This is a genomic window from Flavobacterium rhamnosi, from assembly GCF_048286515.1.
Classification (GTDB): domain Bacteria; phylum Bacteroidota; class Bacteroidia; order Flavobacteriales; family Flavobacteriaceae; genus Flavobacterium.
Map to the genome: position 1 here is coordinate 23,597 of NZ_JBLVPS010000021.1, position 19,667 is coordinate 43,263.

Consider the following 19,667-nt stretch of genomic DNA (forward strand, 5'->3'; position numbering starts at 1 on the left):
GTCAGAAAGCTAGTTGGTCAACTTTAAACTTTTTTCTTCAATTAGAATTTCATCGCATTTTGGGCAAAATTCGTGTTCGCCATTCAAATAACCATGCACGGGACATACACTAAACACTGGCGTAACGGTAATATAAGGCAATTTGAAATTGGATATTACTTTCTTTACAAACTGTTTACAGGCTTCTGGTGAACTGATTTTTTCACTCATATACAAGTGCAAAACCGTTCCTCCGGTATATTTACATTGTAATTCGTCTTGCAAAAACAAAGCTTCAAAAGGGTCTTCGGTGTGATTCACCGGAATCTGGGAACTGTTTGTGTAATAAATATTTTCTTCCTGTCCAGCTTGTAAAATACTTGGGAAACGTTTTTTGTCTTCTTTAGCAAAACGATAAGTTGTTCCTTCGGCTGGTGTGGCTTCCAGATTGTATAAGTTCCCTGTTTCTTCCTGGAATTCTTTCATGCGATTTCGAATATGCTCCAAGATTTCAGATGCAAATTCGATTCCTGAGGAAGAGGTAATAGTGTCTTGATTACCGGTAAAATTAATGATCATTTCGTTCATTCCGTTTACCCCAATGGTCGAAAAGTGATTTCTGAAATGTTGCAGATACCGTTTGGTGTACGGATACAAACCTCGGTCGTACATCTCTTGGATAAACACTCTTTTTTTCTCTAAAGTAGATTTAGAAATATACAATAATCGATCTAATTGTTTAAATAATTCTGCTTTATTTCCGCTGAATAAATACCCCAAACGCGCCATATTAATGGTTACTACACCAATGCTTCCTGTCATTTCTGCACTTCCAAAAAGTCCGTTCCCCCGTTTTAATAGTTCTCTTAAATCCAATTGTAAACGGCAACACATACTGCGAACCGCATTGGGTTTATAAGCATTCTCATTTTCTCTTTTAGTGCCATTTTCATCCAAAATATATTGACTTCCAATAAAATTCTGAAAATAAGAAGAACCAATTTTAGCGGTATTTTCAAAAAGTAAATCGGTGTTTTCTCCATCCCAATCAAATTCTTCGGTAATGTTTACTGTTGGAATAGGGAAGGTGAACGGCTGCCCGTTGGCATCGCCTTCGGTCATAACGGTATAGTAGGCTTTATTAATTAGATTCATCTCCGTTTGAAAATGCTCGTAACGCAATTCGGTTACTTTTGTAACGCCTCTTTCTTTGGCTCGCAATTGGAGGTCGTAATCAAAATTGTTCTCAAAAAAATGATGATCATTTTTAGTTGGAATTTGAGTTTTCAAATCATCGGGAGCGACCCAGTCCAAAGTAATATTAGTGAAAGGAGATTGTCCCCAACGTGCAGGAACATTCAAATTATAAACAAAACTACGCACCGCTTTCAGGACCTCGTCAAAAGACAAATTATCTTTGAAAACATAGGGAGCCAGGTAGGTGTCAAATGAACTGAATGCTTGTGCTCCGGCCCATTCGCTTTGCAAAATTCCGAGAAAGTTAGCCATTTGCCCCAAAGCTTCTCTAAAATGTGAAGGTGCTTTGCTTTCTACTCGACCGCGAACACCATTAAAGCCATCGTTGAGCAACACCCGAAGACTCCAGCCGGCACAATATCCTGTTAAACAATCTAAATCATGAATGTGGATATCGCCATTGCGATGCGCATAACCTTCTTCCTTTGTATACACTTTGTCGAGCCAGTAATTAGCTATAATTTTTCCGGCAACATTGTTGACCAGTCCTGCATTAGAATAGGAGGTATTGGCATTTGCATTAATGCGCCAATCTGTCTGTTCGATGTATTCCTCGATCGTTTGAGTGCTGTCAACATAAGTAGTGTCTTCGTTTAAGCCATCAATATGTTCACGTTGCAATTTGCGCGTATGTCTATACAACATAAAGGAACGCATGACTTCAAAATACTGTTTTTCAAAAAGGTTTTTCTCTATTAAATCCTGAATCTCCTCAACGGCCCAGGTTTCTTTGTATTGCAAATCCTGATTAATCTTTTCAAAAAGGATTTCATCAAATGCTATGGAAACACTCTGAAAGCTTTTTTCAATCGCGTCCTTTATTTTATAACCCTCAAAAGGTTTGTATTCGCCGTTTCTTTTGATAACATATTTTTCCATAGCATTTGATGATTAAGGTTGCATTATTGAGGTTTGTTTTCTATTCTTGTTCGGAGAATTTCTTTTCTAAAAGCATGGCGCTTGGAAACAAAATATTGTTTTCTAAATGAATGTGTTTGTGCAAATCCTGTTCAAAATCAGCTAACATGGCATACGTCACACGAAATGTATTGCAAGCATCTGCCGGCGCTGTATAATCATTAGTTAATAAAGCGATTTTGACAAAACGGTCTCCTTCAGCTTCATGCTCTTCCATCATCATTGCAATGGGATTTTGTACACTTCCAAAGTGTGGTTTCACAATTTGCTGCTCCGTAAGCGCTGCTGTTGCCATTTTTTTGATAAAGGGAAACAAAATCAGTTCTTCTTTTTTCATGTGTTGCGCTAGTTCGCCTGCACAACCAATGAAGAGTTCATTGATTTCGAATAATTCAGGATGGTTTGCACCATGTACTTTACATAATTTGTCTAAAAATGGAAGTATTACCTGCGTTTTTTCTTCTACATAACGGTGATGGGTTTTCTCAATATAAGTTGCCAATAAATCCAAAGGCCATAATTTAAAATCGATGGTATTGTCATTTTTTGTTGCTAAAACGGTATTTAACTGTTCCAATAAAGCATCAGTATCGATCTCTTTTTTAGCACAAGCTTCTTCAATTGTTCGGTTTCCCTTGCAGCAGAAATCAATGCCGTATTTTGAAAAAATTGCCGCGGTTCTAAAATCTTTTGCTACGTATTCTCCGATTGTTGTTTTTTCTAAAGTTTCCATAATTTTCATTTTTAATGATTCAAATATCTTTTACAAATTTAGTCTTTTTTTTAATAAAGGACAATTTTATCCGAATTATATTTATCAACCTAAATATTTTGATAAAAAAGTTAGTACCAATGCTTTAGAACTCATTTTTATTTCTATTTTATAAAGATATATTGGCACCAAAAGAAATAGCAAAAAATGATTTTTATCATGTTTTAACTTTTATTTGAATACGTAATTTGCAACAGTTTAATAAAAGACAATTTTATCTTTTATTAAAAAAACAAATAATATTAACTAACAAAAAACTGATAATTATGCTTTCAAAATCACAGGCAAGAGCATTTTTTTTGGGAGGAACTCTGGTCACTTTTTTAATTTTTATTGCATTGACCATTTATTCATTTATGCCCAGAAACGATCAAACCAACTACAGCAAGATTGACAAAAATGTTGTACGAGGAAAAGAAATTTGGGAATCCAACAATTGTATGGGTTGTCACAGTATAATGGGCGAAGGAGGCTATTATGCACCAGAATTAACAAAAGTTGTTGCACGCAGGGGTGAAGGGTACATCAAGGCCGTTTTAATGTCCCCCGTTCCATGGGCGCCTAGAGGGCGAAAAATGGTTGCTTACAAGATGAGTGAAGCTGATGCTAACGCCATGGTCGCTTATTTTGAATGGATTGGTAAACTTGATTTAAATGGTTTTGACAGAATAGTTTCCCCTCTGGCTAAAGAAGAATAAATAGTACAAATAGAATGAAATAAACAAAACAAAAATACGATGCAAGTACTGATGTACTAATTAGAGATGACAAATAAAAAAAATAAATAAAAGAGATGAAATATAAATCACAGAAAGTAGCCTACTGGTTTTTTGCCTTGTGCATGCTTTTGTTCTCACTGCAGATTATCTATGGCTTTATTATGGGCTTTGACAGAATAGGAATTCAAGGATTACATGAAATTATACCCTTTAACACTGCACGGGCAGTACATACCAATTTATTAGTGGTGTGGCTATTAACTGGTTTTATGGGTGCCGCCTATTATATTATTCCTGAAGAAGCACAACGCGAATTAATAAGTATAAAATGGGCTTATATTCAATTGATATCGTTAGCGATTGTTGGTGTTGTTGCCATTGTTGGCTTTCACTTTAACCATTGGGAAGGTAGAAAGTTCCTTGAAATCCCAAGGGAATTGGACTATTTGGTAGTTGTAAATGTATTGCTTTTCTTAGGTTTAATTTTAGGAACACTTTTTAAAGGAAAACGCCAAACAACTACAGCTTTGGTGCTTACGATGGGCTTGTTATTTGCAACCCTGCTTTATATACCCGGAATGATCTGGTTTGATAGTCAGGTAATGGATTCCTTTTTCCGCTGGTGGGTAGTTCACTTGTGGGTTGAAGGTGTTTGGGAATTAATTATGGGAGGTATTTTGTCTTTCCTATTGATCAAATTAACGGGAGTTGACAGAGAAGTTATCGAAAAATGGTTGTACGTGATCGTTGGTCTGACCTTCCTTTCCGGAGTTTTGGGAACTGGACATCACTATTATTACATTGGGGTTAATAAAATTTGGTTAATCGTTGGTGGAATTTTCTCTGCACTGGAACCTTTAGCATTCTTAGCGATGGCATTATTTGCTGTGAATATGTATAGAAAAGGTGAAAAAAGCCATCCTAACAAAATTGCTTTATTTTGGACCATCGGGTCTTCTATTGTTTCTTTTGTTGGAGCCGGATTACTTGGTTTTGCGCATACACTACCCCAAACAAACTTGTATACACATGGAACTTTGGTAACTGCCATGCATGCACATTATGCATTCTGGGGTGCTTACGCCATGATTGTTTTAGCAATGATAAGTTACGCCCTACCCAATCTAACAGGACGAAAGCGGTATGATAGTACGCAAGGGAATGCGGCATTTTGGTTATCCAATATTGGGATTTTAGGAATGACAGTTGCTTTTGGGGTGGCTGGTGTTGCTCAAGTATATATGGAACGTAAAATGAAAATGGAATTCATGGATGTTCAAAATGAAATCAGTATTCACTTTGTTGTGCTTCTGATTTGTGCCACCATGTTTACCACAGGAATAGGGCTCTTTATTTATGATTTTATCAAATACGGAAGACCTACAGACGAGGCTTTAGAGGTTAAATAGTTTACTAATTCATTTTTTTTTTAATCAGAACGCTTTATCAACTTTTTTCAGAACCTGCATTTCCAGAAAAAAAATTGTTATTGCGTTCTTTTTTCACATACACTAATGGTACAAAATAGTCCTTATTATCACGCAGTAGGCAAAGAAAAAGAAGTCTTTGAACATGCCTATAAAAACAAAATCCCTTTTTTGCTAAAAGGACCAACAGGAACTGGAAAATCCCGTTTCATTGAGCACATGGCTCATCAATTGGATAAAAAAATCATCACTATTAGCTGTCATGAAGAAACTTCTTCTACTGATTTGATTGGTCGTTTCATTATCAAAGGTTCGGAAACCGTTTGGCTTGATGGTCCTTTAACCACAGCGGTAAAAGAAGGGTCTATTATTTATTTGGATGAAGTAGCTGAGGCGCGTCCTGATGTAATTGTTGCCATTCACTCTTTGACGGATCACAGAAGGGAGCTTTTCATAGACAAATTAGGCGAAACCGTAAAAGCACACAATGATTTTATGTTGGTTGCCTCTTTTAATCCGGGTTATCAAAGAGGCTTTAAAGAACTAAAGCCTTCCACACGGCAACGATTTATTGCTGTTTCTTTTGAATATCCGGAGGCTAAAATTGAAATGGAAATATTGGTAAATGAAACTCAGATTGATCAGGATACCGCAAAAAAGTTGGTGACCATTGGAAACAAAATTCGAAACTTGACCGAATTAGGTTTAACTGAAACCGTTTCTACCCGACTTTTAATTGATGCTGCTAAAATAATTCATAGCGGATTGCCAAAAAGATTGTCTGTCCATGTGGCGGTTGTTGAGCCGTTAACCGATGATTTGCAAACTTTGGAAGCATTGAAGGATTTATGTGATTTGATGATATAGAAAAAGGGAGGGAGGTAATTCCCCGCAATGGCATAAAAAAAACAGTAAAAAAATGGGTTTCGAAATAGATGAATACATATATGGAAAGTTTGCCAGACATTTTAAAAAGTCTAAAAAAATTGATGTTGAAATTCTTAACAGAACGGTATATTTAAATGATATAAAACCTCGATTGACGATCTTGGCTCGTGCCTTGACAGGGAAAGCAATCGAAATTTTTCCTGCCGAAAGAGAAGGAGGATATAAAAATAATAATTTTTTCCTCCCCATTTCTATTTCAAAATTACCTACTAAAAAAGACAATCTAACTTTTTATCTTTTTAGAATTGTGTACTTAAGCATACAGCAGCGATTGAATTTGAACTGGACTTTGGAAGAAAAAGACCCCTCTTTAGCACTTTCACAACAGAAAGCATTTGAAACATCAGATCCTATTCTAGCAGTTTTGTCTGAAGAATTTTCTATCGACAAAAAATTTCATATCGAAGCAAAACAGTATTTCATTCAAAAAGAGAATGGGAAAAATACCCCGGATTTTTCTTGGCTGTATGGTAAATGGATGCAAAATACAATAGAAAAAAATAGCGATACTGTTCTCGAAAATTTCTCTGATAAAACTAAAAAAGGAAACGAAAATCAGGCTCTAACTACTTTAAAGTCGAAAGCAGTAGAAGAAGTGATTACTGTTGAAGTCGATAAAAAACAACAAGAAGATTATGTCTTGCTTCATAATTTCGAAAAAGTGGAAACTGCTGAAGAATTCAATGGAACATGGCGTGACTTTGATGGGTCTGACGAATTAGAAGAGCATCAGGAAGCATTGGAGGATTTGAATATGAAATACACTGTTCGAGTAGATGATACAGCACATTCTGTTTATCAATCTGATTTTATTGAGAACACTTCCATCTCCGAAAGTGCCGAAATAGATGCAAAAGGGTTTCACATTTCCTATAATGAATGGGATTTTAGCAAACGGGTATACAAAGAGAATTTCTGTAAAGTATATCCAAAATCACAGCAAAAAACAGACAGCAATTATTACAAAAAGACTATTGCAAAAAACGCTTCCACTTTAGTAGGCTTGCGCAAGATGCTGACCAGTGTTAATAACAAAATGCAGCAGCAAAAACGCCAGATACAAGGCAATGAATTTGATATTGATGCCATCACTGATTTATTCGTAGATGTACATTCCAAGCGCACCCCTTCGGAAAATATATACATTTCAAATCGAAAAAAAGAGAAGGATTTATCTATTTTAATCCTCTTGGATATTAGTCTTTCCAGTGATGGATATGCCGCAGGAAATCGTGTGATTGATGTGGAGAAAGAAGTTTCGATTCTCTTTGGAGAAATCTTGAACGAGTTCAAGATTGATTTTTCCATTGATTGTTTTTACTCTAAAACGCGCAACTTTTCCACTTATTTAACGGTCAAGGATTTTGATGAAAACTGGACTACAGCCAAACATAAAATTGGAGCTGTAGAACCCAGTGGCTACACCCGAATTGGCGCAGCTTTGCGACATGCCGGCGCACGGATAGACAAAAGAAACACAAAAAATAAATGGGTAATCCTAATTTCTGACGGAAAACCCAACGATTATGATAAATACGAAGGAAAATATGGCATTAATGACGTAAAACAAGCACTTCGAGAACTTAACTTACGAAATATCAATTCTTACGCTCTTGCTATTGAAGCCCAGGCGAAATACTATTTACCACAAATGTTTGGGCAGAATCACTATCAAATTTTAACAACACCAGTGGAATTGTTGCAATCATTAGTGCAACTGTATGAAAAAATTAAACATCAGTAATAAATAAATAAGATGAAAGAAACTTCAAATACCCCCGTACTTCCCAAAGGACATCCGGTTAGTGTTTACCTTCAGGAAAGCGATATTATTCATGCTCTTTTAGAGGAACTTTCCGCTGTAAATCCTATAGATGATTTGCAAAAATACATCAATATTTTCAACCAGCTTCATACTATTGAGAAACGATTTTCACGAAAAGAAAATCAGCTTTTTCCATTTTTAGAAAAAAAAGGATGGATTGGTCCTTCACAAGGCATGTGGTCTTTTCATGATAATTTAAGGGAGCAATTCCGTTTAATTCAGTACTATCTTAAAATGAAAAATTCGGAGAATATCAATAGCAATACTCCCTTTCTGGTAAATGGAATTTACAGATTGATGCAGATGGAAGAAGCGGTTCTTTTTCCAAATGCTTTAGACCTGCTTACCGAAGCCAACTGGATTGAAATGCGCAAAGGAGAAGAAGAAATTGGCTGGATGTTGGCTACAACTCCAGCACCTTATCCCAGCATCCAATATGTCCATCCAAGTGAGGATTTTACGAATCGAGAATTAACTTTTTCATTGGAAAACACCTCACATTTTGACGAGGGGTATATGACTGTGGAGCAGGTAAACCTACTTTTTAAAACGATGCCGTTAGATTTGACTTATGTAGATGAAAACGACAAAGTTATTTTTTATAATCGTGGCGAAGAACGCTTATTTCCAAGAAGTTCCGGGATTATTGGCCGTGAAGTAAAATTTTGTCATCCGCCAAAAAGTGTGGGAACTGTTCTAAAAATCCTGGATGAATTTAGAAAAGGAACTAAAAGTGAATCTTCGTTTTGGATTAACTACAAAGAACGGCTGATTTACATTCGATATTTTGCGGTTAGAGATGCTGATAAAAACTATAAGGGGGTTATTGAGATGTCACAAGACATCACCGACATTAAGAAAATAGAAGGTGAAAAACGATTATTGGATTGGGAATAAAATATTTTTAAAGACAGATTAAAATGAATTCGATTAAAATCAATTATAAAAATATCTATTATCCGCCAGGAGGTATTTTGATGTGGATTATTATTTTCTTGGAGCTAATTACTTTCGGAATGGCACTGTTAGCATTCGTTTATTATGGAAAAGTGCAGCCTGAATTGTTTCATCAATCGCGATTGCAACTCAATACAACTTTTGGTGCAATAAATACTATCTTCTTGTTGACTAGTGGTTTTTTTATGGCCAATGCGGTACATGAATTTAAAGAGAATGATCGTAAAAGATCCGCCTTGTATTTTAAATTAACCATGCTTGGGGGGACATTATTTTTAATAGTAAAAGGGGTTGAATATTATCATAAAATTGACGCCGGAATTTCACTGGAAACTAACATGTTTTTTACTTTTTACTGGATGTTAACCGGATTTCATTTGATTCATGTCATCATGGGTCTGGTTATTTTAATTTGGACAAATTATGGAATGAGCAGGAAAAATTCAGATACCGGTATCGACGACGTTGAAGCCTGCGCTGCTTTCTGGCACATGTGTGATTTGATTTGGCTGCTACTATTTCCTGTTCTGTATTTAATTTTTTAGAAAATGAAAAAAACACTTTTTATTACTTATGGTTTATTGATTTTATTGACGGCTTGTGCCGCAGTGATTTCGAATGTAATGGATGCTTCTCGACTTGTAATTATTTTAATTATGGGATTATCTGTACTGAAATTTCTCTTGGTTTCTTTCGAATTTATGGAACTTAAAAAAGCGAATTCTTTTTGGAAAGTAAGCCTGATTTCGGTTTTAGGATTGATAGTTTTAGGATTAGTTTTATAAAAAGGAAGGTCTTAAATAAAAGTTAAAAACATGACAAATATCATAATAAAGGATAAAAACATCTTTTATTTTTACAGTACAAATCACGATTAATTTAACACCTGATTATTATGGAAATAACATTAAATTGTAACAGACAGAGTAGGTTAATAACCATTGCTTTTTTTGTAGCCCTTGGTCTTTTTTCTTGTTCAAAAGATGAAGAAAAAAGCGCAAAATATTATGAGAGTATAACGGTAGAAGGTCAGCAAACAGCAGAACTGACTGCACCACCTTTTGTTCCTAAACCGGTGGGCAATCGTGCAGCCACAAAATTGGTTGTGAACATGGAGATTAAAGAGCAAGAGGGTGAAATGGTAGATGGCGTTAAATATACCTATTGGACCTTTGGGGGATCAGTTCCTGGAAGTTTTATAAGAACTCGCGTAGGTGATGAGATAGAATTTCATTTAAAAAACCACCCGGATAATAAAATGCCTCACAATATAGATTTACATGCGGTAACAGGACCAGGGGGTGGAGCAACCTCTTCATTAGTGGCTCCTGGACATGAAAAAGTATTCAATTTTAAAACTTTAAATCCTGGCTTGTATGTATACCATTGTGCGACGGCTCCCGTTGGGATGCACATTGCAAACGGTATGTATGGTTTGATTTTAGTGGAACCTGAGGGAGGTTTGCCTCCAGTTGACAAAGAATACTACATTATGCAAGGAGATTTTTATACCAAAGGAAATTATGGAGAACAAGGGCCTCAACCATTTGATATGAATAAAGCTATAAAAGAGCAACCGGATTATGTAGTGTTTAATGGAAAAGTTGGGGCATTGACAGGAGATAAAGCGTTAACAGCCAAAAAAGGAGAAACGGTACGTATTTATATGGGTAATGGTGGGCCAAACTTGGTATCTTCTTTCCATGCAATTGGAGAAATATTCGATAAAGTTTATATAGAAGGTGGCGATTTGATAAACAAAAATGTCCAAACAACTTTGATACCAGCCGGTGGTGCTGCAATAGTTGAATTTATAGTGGACGTTCCCGGTACTTTTATATTAGTAGATCACTCTATTTTTAGAGCTTTCAACAAAGGAGCATTAGGAATGTTAAAAGTAGAAGGGGATGATAACAAGATAGTCTATTCCGGAACAACGCAAGAAGGAATTTATTTGCCAGAAGGCGGTACAATACAAAATATGCCTAAAGTCAAAGGCACAACTCAAAGCATTGCGGTAAAAACTGTAGCGCAACACGTTAAAGCAGGGAAAGAACTGTACGGAAGAACGTGTCTTGCCTGTCACCAATCTGAAGGGCAAGGAATTCCTAACGCATTCCCTCCATTAGCCAAATCAGATTTCTTAAACGCTAATTCTGGAAGAGCAATAAATGCTGTTTTGCACGGATTGAGTGGAGAGGTTACTGTAAATAATAAAAAATTCAATAATGTAATGACAAGTCAAAATTTGACAGACGATGAAGTAGCCAGCGTGTTAACTTATGTGTATGATAGTTGGGGAAATAATAAAACAGTTGTAACGCCGGCAATGGTTAAAACACTAAGAGGGAAATTGGCTCCAAAACTAAAAGATATTCATGAATAAAAAAGGATTTAATGCAAGTTTAAAACAAATGTTTAATACTAATTATAATAAAAATGAAAAAGTATATTTTGTGCATCGGAATGATGGGATTGGCTTTACAAGGATACAGTCAAAGCGTTGATAAAGGAAAAGGAATTTATGGAAAAACGTGTATAGCTTGTCACCAAGCTGCCGGACAAGGGATTCCTGGTGCTTTTCCACCTCTGGCGAAATCAGATTACTTGAATAAAGATGTGAATCGGGCTATAAAAGGAGTCGTAAAAGGATTATCTGGGCCAATTACTGTAAATGGTAAAAAATTCAGTGGTGCCATGCCTGCACAAGCATTAAGCGATCAACAAATAGCGGATGCGATGACTTATGTTTATGCCAGTTGGGGAAATAACAAAACGTTGGTTACTCCAGCTATGATAAAAGCCCAAAGAAAATAAACTGTACAACTTAGATGAAATTAGCCATGTTAAATATGAAAAAATTTTTGCCAATATTTTTGTTTCTTATTACAGCATCGCTATGGTCTCAAGTTGTAAAAATGGCTGCTATAGAAAGGGGGACTTTTGTTCCCCTTTATGGTGCCACAAGTAAGAAACCAGTAGAAGTTAAAGCTTTTAGTCTTGATATTTATCCGGTAACGAATGCCCAGTTTGTGGAATTTTTAAAGAGATATCCAGAAAATAGCCGTTCTCGAATGAAAGGTATTTTTGCAGATAAAAGTTATTTATCACAATGGGAAAGTGATTTTAATTATGGTAATGCCAATTTAAGTACTGCACCGGTAACGAATGTTTCCTGGTTTGCAGCCAAAAAATATTGTGAATGCCAGGGAAAAAGACTGCCTACGATGGACGAATGGGAGTATGCCGCTATGGCTGACGAGAAACGAATGGACGCACGTACTAAAGAGAGCTTTAATAATTACATCCTGTCCTGGTATGAAAAGCCAAAAACCTATAGGAATCCAGTAGGGCGTACCTTCAAAAATTATTGGGGCGTTTATGATATGCATGGATTAGTTTGGGAATGGACAGCAGATTTCAATAGTATTTTTCTTTCTGGGGAATCCAGAAAAGACAAGGATACAGACCGGAATCTATTTTGCGGAAGCGGTTCTGTCAATGCAACAGATTTAATGAATTACGCGGCTTTTATGCGCTATGCTTTCCGAGGAAGCCTTAAAGCACGATATACTACTAAAAACCTCGGTTTTAGATGTGCAAAAGATAAAAAGCAGTGATCAAAATCAACTCAAATGAAAACAGAAATGAAATCAAATATTTACAACTCCGGCATATCTGAACAGGAGAATACTCTAAAGGTAAAAAGTAAAAAATACAAATGTAAACGGCTTCTTTTAGCATTAGTTTTAATTCTTTTATCACTCCAGTCCTGTGTTAATAAATCAAAAGCAGAAACAATAGACAAACCTATTTCAGATTTATCTATTTACAATCTTCCGTCAAAATGGACCAATGAAAAGGGAGAAAATCTCGAAATGAAGGACTTAAAAGGGAAAGTATTGGTTATGGTGATGATTTACACTTCTTGTAAATCTGCTTGTCCGAGATTAGTGGCTGACATGCGAGATATAGAACAAAGATTGCCGAAAAGCATAAAGGATAATGTGAAATTGGTTTTAGTGAGTATCGACCCCGCTGTAGATACTCCCAAACGTTTAAAAGCATTTGCCATTGAAAATAAAATGGAAGGATCGCAATGGGTTTTCTTGCGTTCATCAGAAGAAAATACAAGAGAATTTGCAGCAGTTTTGGCAGTAAACTATAAAAAAATAGCGCCTTTGGAATTCTCCCATTCCAATATCATAAGTGTATTTAATGCTAATGGGGAATTAGCATATCAGCAAGAGGGTTTGGGCGTCAATTCAGACCAAACTATTGAAAAGATTACTGAGGAAGCTCAAAAAATAAATTAAACATGAAATTGCTTAAAATAATTGGTTTATCATTTTTAGGAATGCTAAGCATGGGTACCTACAGTCAAGAGTTGGATGTAAATCTGCAACTTAGACCTCGTTATGAATACCGAAATGGTTTCAAAAGCCTCATGCCAAATGGCGAAAAGGCCACCTCATTTATAGCACAACGTTCCCGTTTGAATTTTAATTACAAGCAAGAAAAATTACAAGCAAAATTAACTTTTCAGAACATCCGCACTTGGGGAGATGTGGCAACTACAGCACAGGTTGATAAAAATGGAATCGCTTTATTTGAAGCTTGGGCGCAATTTGACTTTAATGCCAAATGGAGTGCCCGCATAGGCCGCCAAGTGATTTCGTATGACAATCAACGTATTTTTGGAGAAATCGATTGGGCACAACAAGGGCAAAGTCATGATGCCGCAGTGATTAGGTTTCATCAAACAAATCATCAATTGGATTTAGGTTTTGCGTTAAACGCCAATGCTGAAAATTTATTGGAGCCGAAAACCGCCTACGCGACTAACTACAAATCCTTACAATACGCCTGGTATCATACCCAACTTAACAAATTGAATTTTAGTTTGCTGGTGTTAAATACCGGATATGAATTTGAAAAAAACAGTGGTAATTTAGAAATAGACTACAAGCAAACTTTTGGTGTCTATTTTTCCTTGAAGAAAAAAAAATGGGAGACTAATTTTGGGGCTTATGGGCAAACAGGAAAAAGCAATGGTAAAAATGTAAGCGCATGGTATGCAGGAGGTTTCCTTGGTTATGCGGTCACGAGTACATTCAAAGCTGGATTAGGATATGAATATCTTTCAGGCAAAAACCAAAACGATAGTAGTTCTACCCTAAAATCGTTTAGTCCAATTTTTGGGACTAATCATGGTTTTAATGGTTTCATGGATTATTTTTATGTAGGAAATCATCAAAATAGTGTGGGATTGCAAGATGCCTATCTGAAGTTAAATTATACTTCTACTAAATGGCAATTTACAGTAATGCCACATGTTTTTAATGCACCAAATACCGTTTTGGATGCTTCTAATAATAAAATGGACAGCTATTTAGGAACGGAACTTGATTTTACTGCAAGTTGTAACATTGATAAGGATATCGTTGCTTCAGCGGGGTACTCTCAAATGTTTGGTTCAGGAACTTTGGAAAGATTAAAAAATGTTACCGATGCCGCAAATACTAATAATTGGGTTTGGGTTATGGTCTCCTTTACTCCAAGAATAGTTACTATAAAATAGATTTTATCTAGATCAGCTAATTTAAATACAACCTCGTTTAAGTACTTTTAAACGAGGTTCTTATTCGGAAAATAATAGCGATTGATTAAAGTTTTTTTAAACATTAATTTTTCTTTAAAAATCGAAAGCTTTCCTTTTTTTGCTTCTAATTCTATAGTAGGTTATAAATCGCAAACTAGTTTTGGAAGGAATTTTAAGAAACACTTCAAATGTCTCCTTCGGACTATATCTCTAAAAATAGCTAATTTAAGTATACTAATACTTGCTTTTACCATAGTAATAGGTAGCGCTAACAAAAGACTGCAAACCTCCAAGGTCATCTGATTTTCGAGGGTTTTTTATGGTTTGAAAAATAGGCTGACATTTATCAAATAGTTTTCAGAGTTGCTGCATTCAATAATATCCTGTCTTTTTAATTTTCTGTAATAGTTTCCGTCCTTTTTTTGCTTTATATTTTCATAAACTGCTAGGCTGTCTAGAGTATTAATAAGACTACTTATTTGGTCTATTACTTCTTTAATAAAACTATCGTATTCTTCTTCATCTATAGTGCCCGATGTATGTACCTGCACAAGAATATCCATTGTTGGTAATACTGCCTGGCTACTGCCGTACCTATCAGGATATGCCTATAAGTCTGATTTGCAAACTTCTATTTTTACATTTTTTATCATCAATTTCTATAAAACATTTGATTTGTCCTGTTATTGACGCAAAAGAACAATTTTTCACCTCGAATAATTTTAATATTTGCATATCGATACAAAAAACAGCTAATAATTATGCTTTGTGTAATTTATAATTGATTTTATTGATAATATATTAAATACGTTGTAAATATATTGCGGAATAAGTATAGTGCTTAATCAATAAATTCTGGATGATTAACCATTAGACGGTTCTAAAAATGAGAAACAACATCAAGAAATGATGCATCAAATAGCGTGGAAGAATCCAAAAATAGTGGCGTAATCCAACTAAAACATACAAATTTTTATATGGAGAAATTTGTTAAAACAGGCTCAGCCATAATAACAGCCTGTTGTTTATTAGACTTAATTAACCAATAACCAATAACTAAAAAAAAATTATGCGAAAAATAGATATTCATAATTTAATTGATAACGCCAAGTTTAGTCGATTTCACTGGAACGTTTTGTTCTGGTGCTCCTTAATCATCATTTTTGATGGTTACGACCTGGTTATTTATGGCGTAGTGTTACCATTGCTTATGGAAAAGTGGAATTTATCACCCATTGAAGCAGGAACTTTGGGGAGTTACGCACTCTTTGGGATGATGTTTGGCGCTTTGCTATTTGGAACACTTTCGGATCGTATTGGACGAAAAAAAGCAATCATTATGTGTGTGTCTATTTTCAGTGGATTCACTTTTATAAATGGATTTGTCGAAACTCCGTTGCAATTTGGAATTTGTCGTTTTCTTGCCGGATTAGGAATTGGCGGAGTGATGCCGAATGTTGTGGCTTTAATGACTGAATATTCGCCTAAGAAAATCAGAAGCACGTTAGTAACACTCATGTTTAGCGGCTATTCGGTAGGAGGAATGCTTTCGGCTGGATTGGGGATTTTCCTGATACCAAATTTCGGATGGCAATCGGTTTTTTATGTTGGACTATTGCCAATACTTTTATTGCCTTTAATTATTAAATTTTTGCCTGATTCTGTAGGCTTTTTGGCCAAACAAAAAAGAACAGATGAGGCGAAAAAAATACTTTCTCTTATTGAACCGACGTATCTTCCTGCAGCAGGTGATGTTTTAGATTCTGGAGAAGCAAAAGCTACCGGGGCTAGTGTTTCGCAGCTTTTTAAACAAAACAGATCAACTAGTACTATCCTGTTTTGGGTTGCTTTTTTTACTTGTCTTTTGATGGTTTACGGTCTAAATTCTTGGTTGCCAAAATTAATGAACAAAGCCGGATATGAGTTAGGATCCAGTCTTACTTTTTTGTTAGTGCTGAATTTTGGAGCGATGATAGGAGCAGTAGGTGGCGGGTGGCTTGGTGATAAATTTAATTTAAAGACCGTTTTGACTTCCTTTTTTGCAGTCGCCGCTATCTCTTTAAGCTTGCTTGGGTTTAAAAATTCTACAGTGGTATTATACATTCTAATTGCAATTGCAGGAGCAACAACCATTGGAACCCAAATACTTTGCTATGCATACGTAGCGCAATTTTATCCTATAAACATTAGATCTTCCGGTATTGGCTGGGCATCCGGAGTTGGTAGAACAGGAGCTATTTTAGGGCCAATTTTAGGAGGGGCTCTACTGAGTTTAGGCTTGCCTTTTCAAATGAATTTTGTCGCATTTGCTATTCCGGGAGCCATAGGTGCTTTGGCTGTTTGTTTCATTAATGTTAAGCACAGCCATGACCATAAAGCCCAGTCACATCAAGAGGAAATGATTGTACTAAATCCTATTGTTGACAAAAAATAGACAATTTGAGCTATTGATTATTGCTAAATAGTTAAGGATTCATCGAACACAAAAATAGAAAAATGAAGTTTAAAAAAATAGTGGTAGTAATTGGTTTTTTGCATACAGCAGTGCTACTTAATGCTCAGGAAACCATAAAAACAAAAGATAGTATTACAGTTATTAAACCAGAGAAAAAAGAACCGCTTTTTGATGTCAGGTTCTCAGGTTTTATTCGACATGATGCAGTATTTGATTCGCGTCAGACTGTTGATGTAAGAGAAGCTGCAGTTGTACTTTGGGGAAAAGATGTTGACTTTGATACCAATGGGAAGGATAGAAACTCCGCTTCCAAGTTTCAAATGCTGAATGTATTATCCAGAGCCGGAGTCAGAGTAGGCGCACCGGATATTTTGGGTGCAAAAACGGCAGGATTTCTTGAAGGTGATTTTTTTGGTAACGCAGAAGGTGGAATTAATGAATTTCGTTTGAGACATGCCTATATTACATTAGACTGGAAAAATAGCCAGTTGGGAATAGGTCAATTTTGGCATCCGCTAACCATACCGGAAATGTTTCCAGGCGTAGTTAATTTTAGTGGTGGGGCACCTTATATGCCTTACAACAGAAATCCTCAAATTCGTTTTACCCGAAAGTTAGATGCAAATTTTAATCTTATTGCAGCTGTCGTGTCGCAAAGAGATTTTACATCCAATACCGCTCCGTACAGAAACAGTTCGCTTCCTTCGGGAAACATTCAGGTAAATTATAAAAGTAAAAATGCGCTGGTAGGTTTAGCGGGACATTTTGAGCAAATTCGTCCTAAAACAAGTTCTGGATTAACGAATGATTTCTCTAACGAAAGAGTCAACAGTGTTTCGGTTATGGCTTATGGACGTTTTGAAACCAAGCCGATGACTATAAAAGCCGAAGCGATGTATGGCGAAAATGCAACTTCATTCATTATGCTTGGAGGGTATGTGGGATATACACCAGCGAATGGTTCAGGTTTAGAAACCTATTCGACTATGGCTACACAATCTTTCTGGGTTGATTTAACGGGAAAAACGAAAAAAATAATTCCTGGATTCTTTGCCGGCTTTAGCCAAAATGATGGCGCCACTAATCCGATTTCCGGAAAAGCGGTAGCGTATGGATTTTCAAACGCAATAGGAGGTATTGCGGCATCCGGAAATACAACGACCAGAACTATCAATTATATTTATCGATTGGCACCACGAATTGAAGTGCCTGTCAAAAATTTAAAATTTGGTTTGGAAGTAGAGTATTCAGCGGCCGAATGGGGTAATGCTGATAGTAGCGGAAGAGCCGTATCCAATCTAAATTTGATAGGAACTTGGAGAGTAGTATGTGCCACAGTGTTTAAATTTTAATATTTGTTTACTATGTTGGGTGCTATTCAAAACGAATGGCATCCAACTTTTTTTGCTATCATTATGAAAGAAACCAATAAATGGCTGTCTTTAATCATTGTGCTGGTTGCTCCCTTACTTTCAGTAATCGATGTGTATATTGTGAATATGGCTTTGCCGGAGATAAAAAGACAATATGTAACATCAGACAGTAATACAGAATTGGTCATCAGTTCTTATCTTTTGGGATATTGTGTTTTTTTAATTACCGGAGGAAGAGCGGGAGATTTTTTTGGACGAAAGAAAATATTCATTATTGGGATGCTATGCTTCACTATTACCTCCGCTTTATGTGGTTGTGCAGGAACAATTTTACAATTAATACTTTTTAGATTTCTTCAGGGTGTGGCTGCGGCCTTTATGATTCCTCAAACATTGACGATAATACAAGTTACTTTTCGAGAAGCCAAAGAGCGAAACACAGCATTTGGATTTTTCGGAATTACGCTCGGTATTGCTTCTATTTTGGGTCAATTTTTAGGAGGCTATTTTGTGGCGCACCATTATATTGAAGAAAGCTGGCGGCTGATTTTCTTGATTAATGTTCCATTTGGTTTACTAACCGTTATGCTTTCATTTTTCTTTTTGCAAGAAACGAGTCTGCATAAAGAAGGTAAATTTGACATGCTTGGTGTAGTATTGTTGACCATTGCTTTAGGAAGTTTAATTTATGGACTTACTTTAGTACCAGAGCAGGGAGTTTCAGTTTTAGTAGTGCTTTTGCTGTTTTTATCCGGAATTCTATTATGTATATTCTGGAAGAACCAAAAAAGGAAAACCCAACATAGAAGCAGTCCTTTACTGGATACCAATCTTTTTAAAATAAAAAGTTTCAATTTGGTTTTGCTGGTAGCCTTGTTTTTTTTCGGAGCGCATAATTCTTATTTATTAATATGTGCGGTTCAATTCCAAAAGACATTGAATCTGGATCCTTATGTTGCCAGCCAATATTTTACTTTTAATGGTATTGGTTTTTTGATTTCTTCATTTATCGCTCTTAACGTATTGCATAAATATGGAATCAAATTGTTGATTATAGGGTGCTTTCTTATGATTATGTCTTTGGTTTTACAGGTTCTTATGCTAGGAGATCAAGCGAATGTGGATTGCATTCCGGGGCTTCTTTTATTGTATGGATTGGGACAAGGGATACTTTTACCGTCGATTTTAAATTATGCACTTAAAAAAATTCCGGCAGATTATGCCGCATTGGCCGGAGGTGTGTATTCGACTGTACAACAATTTTCATCTGCTTTTGGAATCAGTATTATTGGGAGCGTTTTTTTTTATTGTTTAAAACAAAATTTAGAAGGCTATAACATCGCTATGAGTATGGCAATTGTTTATTTGGTTTTTGTGGCATTATTTTTATACCGACTTTCAAAATTGAATACAACCAATCCGTCTTAGAATAGCA

General features: G+C 35.9%; 18 protein-coding genes. 15 read left to right on the forward strand and 3 right to left on the reverse strand.

From position 1 onward, the window contains the following. Positions 1–9: 9 nt before the first annotated feature. Complete coding sequence (locus ACNQGN_RS15055; RefSeq protein ID WP_417988648.1) at positions 10–2,115, reverse strand: ribonucleoside triphosphate reductase; 2,106 nt, start codon at positions 2,113–2,115, stop codon at positions 10–12. 40 nt (positions 2,116–2,155) lie between these two features. Continuing rightward, positions 2,156–2,887, reverse strand: coding sequence for an iron-sulfur cluster repair di-iron protein (ric, locus tag ACNQGN_RS15060; RefSeq protein ID WP_417988649.1), 732 nt, complete (start codon positions 2,885–2,887; stop codon positions 2,156–2,158). A 305-nt stretch (positions 2,888–3,192) separates the two neighbouring features. Here ric and ACNQGN_RS15065 point away from each other — a divergent pair, with 305 nt between their 5' ends. The 12 genes from ACNQGN_RS15065 (at position 3,193) to ACNQGN_RS15120 (ending at position 14,383) form a co-directional block, all read left to right on the forward strand. Next, entirely contained in the window at positions 3,193–3,624 is a 432-nt protein-coding gene (locus ACNQGN_RS15065) for a c-type cytochrome (protein WP_417988650.1), read from the forward strand. Between the two features lie 95 nt (positions 3,625–3,719). Beyond that, positions 3,720–5,054 carry a cbb3-type cytochrome c oxidase subunit I gene (locus ACNQGN_RS15070; RefSeq protein ID WP_417988651.1) on the forward strand — a complete coding sequence of 445 codons (1,335 nt, stop codon included), beginning with the start codon at positions 3,720–3,722 and terminating at the stop codon, positions 5,052–5,054. A 105-nt stretch (positions 5,055–5,159) separates the two neighbouring features. Then, positions 5,160–5,939: a CbbQ/NirQ/NorQ/GpvN family protein gene (locus ACNQGN_RS15075; protein WP_417988652.1), complete on the forward strand. Its 780-nt coding sequence runs from the start codon at positions 5,160–5,162 to the stop codon at positions 5,937–5,939. 52 nt (positions 5,940–5,991) lie between these two features. Further along, complete coding sequence (locus ACNQGN_RS15080) at positions 5,992–7,764, forward strand: nitric oxide reductase activation protein NorD (RefSeq protein ID WP_417988653.1); 1,773 nt, start codon at positions 5,992–5,994, stop codon at positions 7,762–7,764. Positions 7,765–7,776: 12 nt separating this feature from the next. Continuing rightward, positions 7,777–8,742, forward strand: a complete 966-nt coding sequence (locus ACNQGN_RS15085) for a DUF438 domain-containing protein (RefSeq protein ID WP_417988654.1) — start codon at positions 7,777–7,779, stop codon at positions 8,740–8,742. 23 nt (positions 8,743–8,765) lie between these two features. After that, positions 8,766–9,347, forward strand: coding sequence for a cytochrome c oxidase subunit 3 (locus tag ACNQGN_RS15090; protein ID WP_417988655.1), 582 nt, complete (start codon positions 8,766–8,768; stop codon positions 9,345–9,347). 3 nt (positions 9,348–9,350) lie between these two features. Then, positions 9,351–9,587 carry a cytochrome C oxidase subunit IV family protein gene (locus tag ACNQGN_RS15095; RefSeq protein WP_417988656.1) on the forward strand — a complete coding sequence of 79 codons (237 nt, stop codon included), beginning with the start codon at positions 9,351–9,353 and terminating at the stop codon, positions 9,585–9,587. A 110-nt stretch (positions 9,588–9,697) separates the two neighbouring features. Next, entirely contained in the window at positions 9,698–11,188 is a 1,491-nt protein-coding gene (gene nirK, locus ACNQGN_RS15100; RefSeq protein ID WP_417988657.1) for a copper-containing nitrite reductase, read from the forward strand. 53 nt (positions 11,189–11,241) lie between these two features. Further along, entirely contained in the window at positions 11,242–11,619 is a 378-nt protein-coding gene (locus tag ACNQGN_RS15105; RefSeq protein WP_417988658.1) for a c-type cytochrome, read from the forward strand. A 101-nt stretch (positions 11,620–11,720) separates the two neighbouring features. Continuing rightward, positions 11,721–12,422: a formylglycine-generating enzyme family protein gene (locus ACNQGN_RS15110; RefSeq protein ID WP_417988697.1), complete on the forward strand. Its 702-nt coding sequence runs from the start codon at positions 11,721–11,723 to the stop codon at positions 12,420–12,422. A 15-nt stretch (positions 12,423–12,437) separates the two neighbouring features. Further along, on the forward strand, positions 12,438–13,118 hold the full coding sequence (locus tag ACNQGN_RS15115; protein WP_417988659.1) for an SCO family protein: 681 nt from the start codon (positions 12,438–12,440) through the stop codon (positions 13,116–13,118). Positions 13,119–13,120: 2 nt separating this feature from the next. Beyond that, positions 13,121–14,383 carry an alginate export family protein gene (locus ACNQGN_RS15120; protein WP_417988660.1) on the forward strand — a complete coding sequence of 421 codons (1,263 nt, stop codon included), beginning with the start codon at positions 13,121–13,123 and terminating at the stop codon, positions 14,381–14,383. Between the two features lie 338 nt (positions 14,384–14,721). Here ACNQGN_RS15120 and ACNQGN_RS15125 read toward each other — a convergent pair whose 3' ends face one another. Then, entirely contained in the window at positions 14,722–14,967 is a 246-nt protein-coding gene (locus tag ACNQGN_RS15125) for a hypothetical protein (protein WP_417988661.1), read from the reverse strand. Positions 14,968–15,473: 506 nt separating this feature from the next. On the opposite strand from ACNQGN_RS15125, the gene ACNQGN_RS15130 reads away from it, so the two are divergent. From ACNQGN_RS15130 to ACNQGN_RS15140, 3 genes are all read left to right on the forward strand, one after another. Beyond that, entirely contained in the window at positions 15,474–16,838 is a 1,365-nt protein-coding gene (locus ACNQGN_RS15130) for an MFS transporter (RefSeq protein WP_417988662.1), read from the forward strand. 62 nt (positions 16,839–16,900) lie between these two features. After that, positions 16,901–18,211: a hypothetical protein gene (locus ACNQGN_RS15135; RefSeq protein WP_417988663.1), complete on the forward strand. Its 1,311-nt coding sequence runs from the start codon at positions 16,901–16,903 to the stop codon at positions 18,209–18,211. Between the two features lie 12 nt (positions 18,212–18,223). Then, positions 18,224–19,660, forward strand: a complete 1,437-nt coding sequence (locus ACNQGN_RS15140) for an MFS transporter (RefSeq protein ID WP_417988664.1) — start codon at positions 18,224–18,226, stop codon at positions 19,658–19,660. The last annotated feature ends 7 nt before the right edge of the window (positions 19,661–19,667 follow it).

Coding starts and splice junctions, on each gene's coding strand:
- ACNQGN_RS15055 (WP_417988648.1), bottom strand. CDS start 2,115: ATGGAAAAATATGTTATCAAAAGAAACGGCGAATACAAACCTTTTGAG.
- ric (WP_417988649.1), bottom strand. CDS start 2,887: ATGGAAACTTTAGAAAAAACAACAATCGGAGAATACGTAGCAAAAGAT.
- ACNQGN_RS15065 (WP_417988650.1), top strand. CDS start 3,193: ATGCTTTCAAAATCACAGGCAAGAGCATTTTTTTTGGGAGGAACTCTG.
- ACNQGN_RS15070 (WP_417988651.1), top strand. CDS start 3,720: ATGAAATATAAATCACAGAAAGTAGCCTACTGGTTTTTTGCCTTGTGC.
- ACNQGN_RS15075 (WP_417988652.1), top strand. CDS start 5,160: ATGGTACAAAATAGTCCTTATTATCACGCAGTAGGCAAAGAAAAAGAA.
- ACNQGN_RS15080 (WP_417988653.1), top strand. CDS start 5,992: ATGGGTTTCGAAATAGATGAATACATATATGGAAAGTTTGCCAGACAT.
- ACNQGN_RS15085 (WP_417988654.1), top strand. CDS start 7,777: ATGAAAGAAACTTCAAATACCCCCGTACTTCCCAAAGGACATCCGGTT.
- ACNQGN_RS15090 (WP_417988655.1), top strand. CDS start 8,766: ATGAATTCGATTAAAATCAATTATAAAAATATCTATTATCCGCCAGGA.
- ACNQGN_RS15095 (WP_417988656.1), top strand. CDS start 9,351: ATGAAAAAAACACTTTTTATTACTTATGGTTTATTGATTTTATTGACG.
- nirK (WP_417988657.1), top strand. CDS start 9,698: ATGGAAATAACATTAAATTGTAACAGACAGAGTAGGTTAATAACCATT.
- ACNQGN_RS15105 (WP_417988658.1), top strand. CDS start 11,242: ATGAAAAAGTATATTTTGTGCATCGGAATGATGGGATTGGCTTTACAA.
- ACNQGN_RS15110 (WP_417988697.1), top strand. CDS start 11,721: ATGGCTGCTATAGAAAGGGGGACTTTTGTTCCCCTTTATGGTGCCACA.
- ACNQGN_RS15115 (WP_417988659.1), top strand. CDS start 12,438: ATGAAAACAGAAATGAAATCAAATATTTACAACTCCGGCATATCTGAA.
- ACNQGN_RS15120 (WP_417988660.1), top strand. CDS start 13,121: ATGAAATTGCTTAAAATAATTGGTTTATCATTTTTAGGAATGCTAAGC.
- ACNQGN_RS15125 (WP_417988661.1), bottom strand. CDS start 14,967: ATGGATATTCTTGTGCAGGTACATACATCGGGCACTATAGATGAAGAA.
- ACNQGN_RS15130 (WP_417988662.1), top strand. CDS start 15,474: ATGCGAAAAATAGATATTCATAATTTAATTGATAACGCCAAGTTTAGT.
- ACNQGN_RS15135 (WP_417988663.1), top strand. CDS start 16,901: ATGAAGTTTAAAAAAATAGTGGTAGTAATTGGTTTTTTGCATACAGCA.
- ACNQGN_RS15140 (WP_417988664.1), top strand. CDS start 18,224: ATGTTGGGTGCTATTCAAAACGAATGGCATCCAACTTTTTTTGCTATC.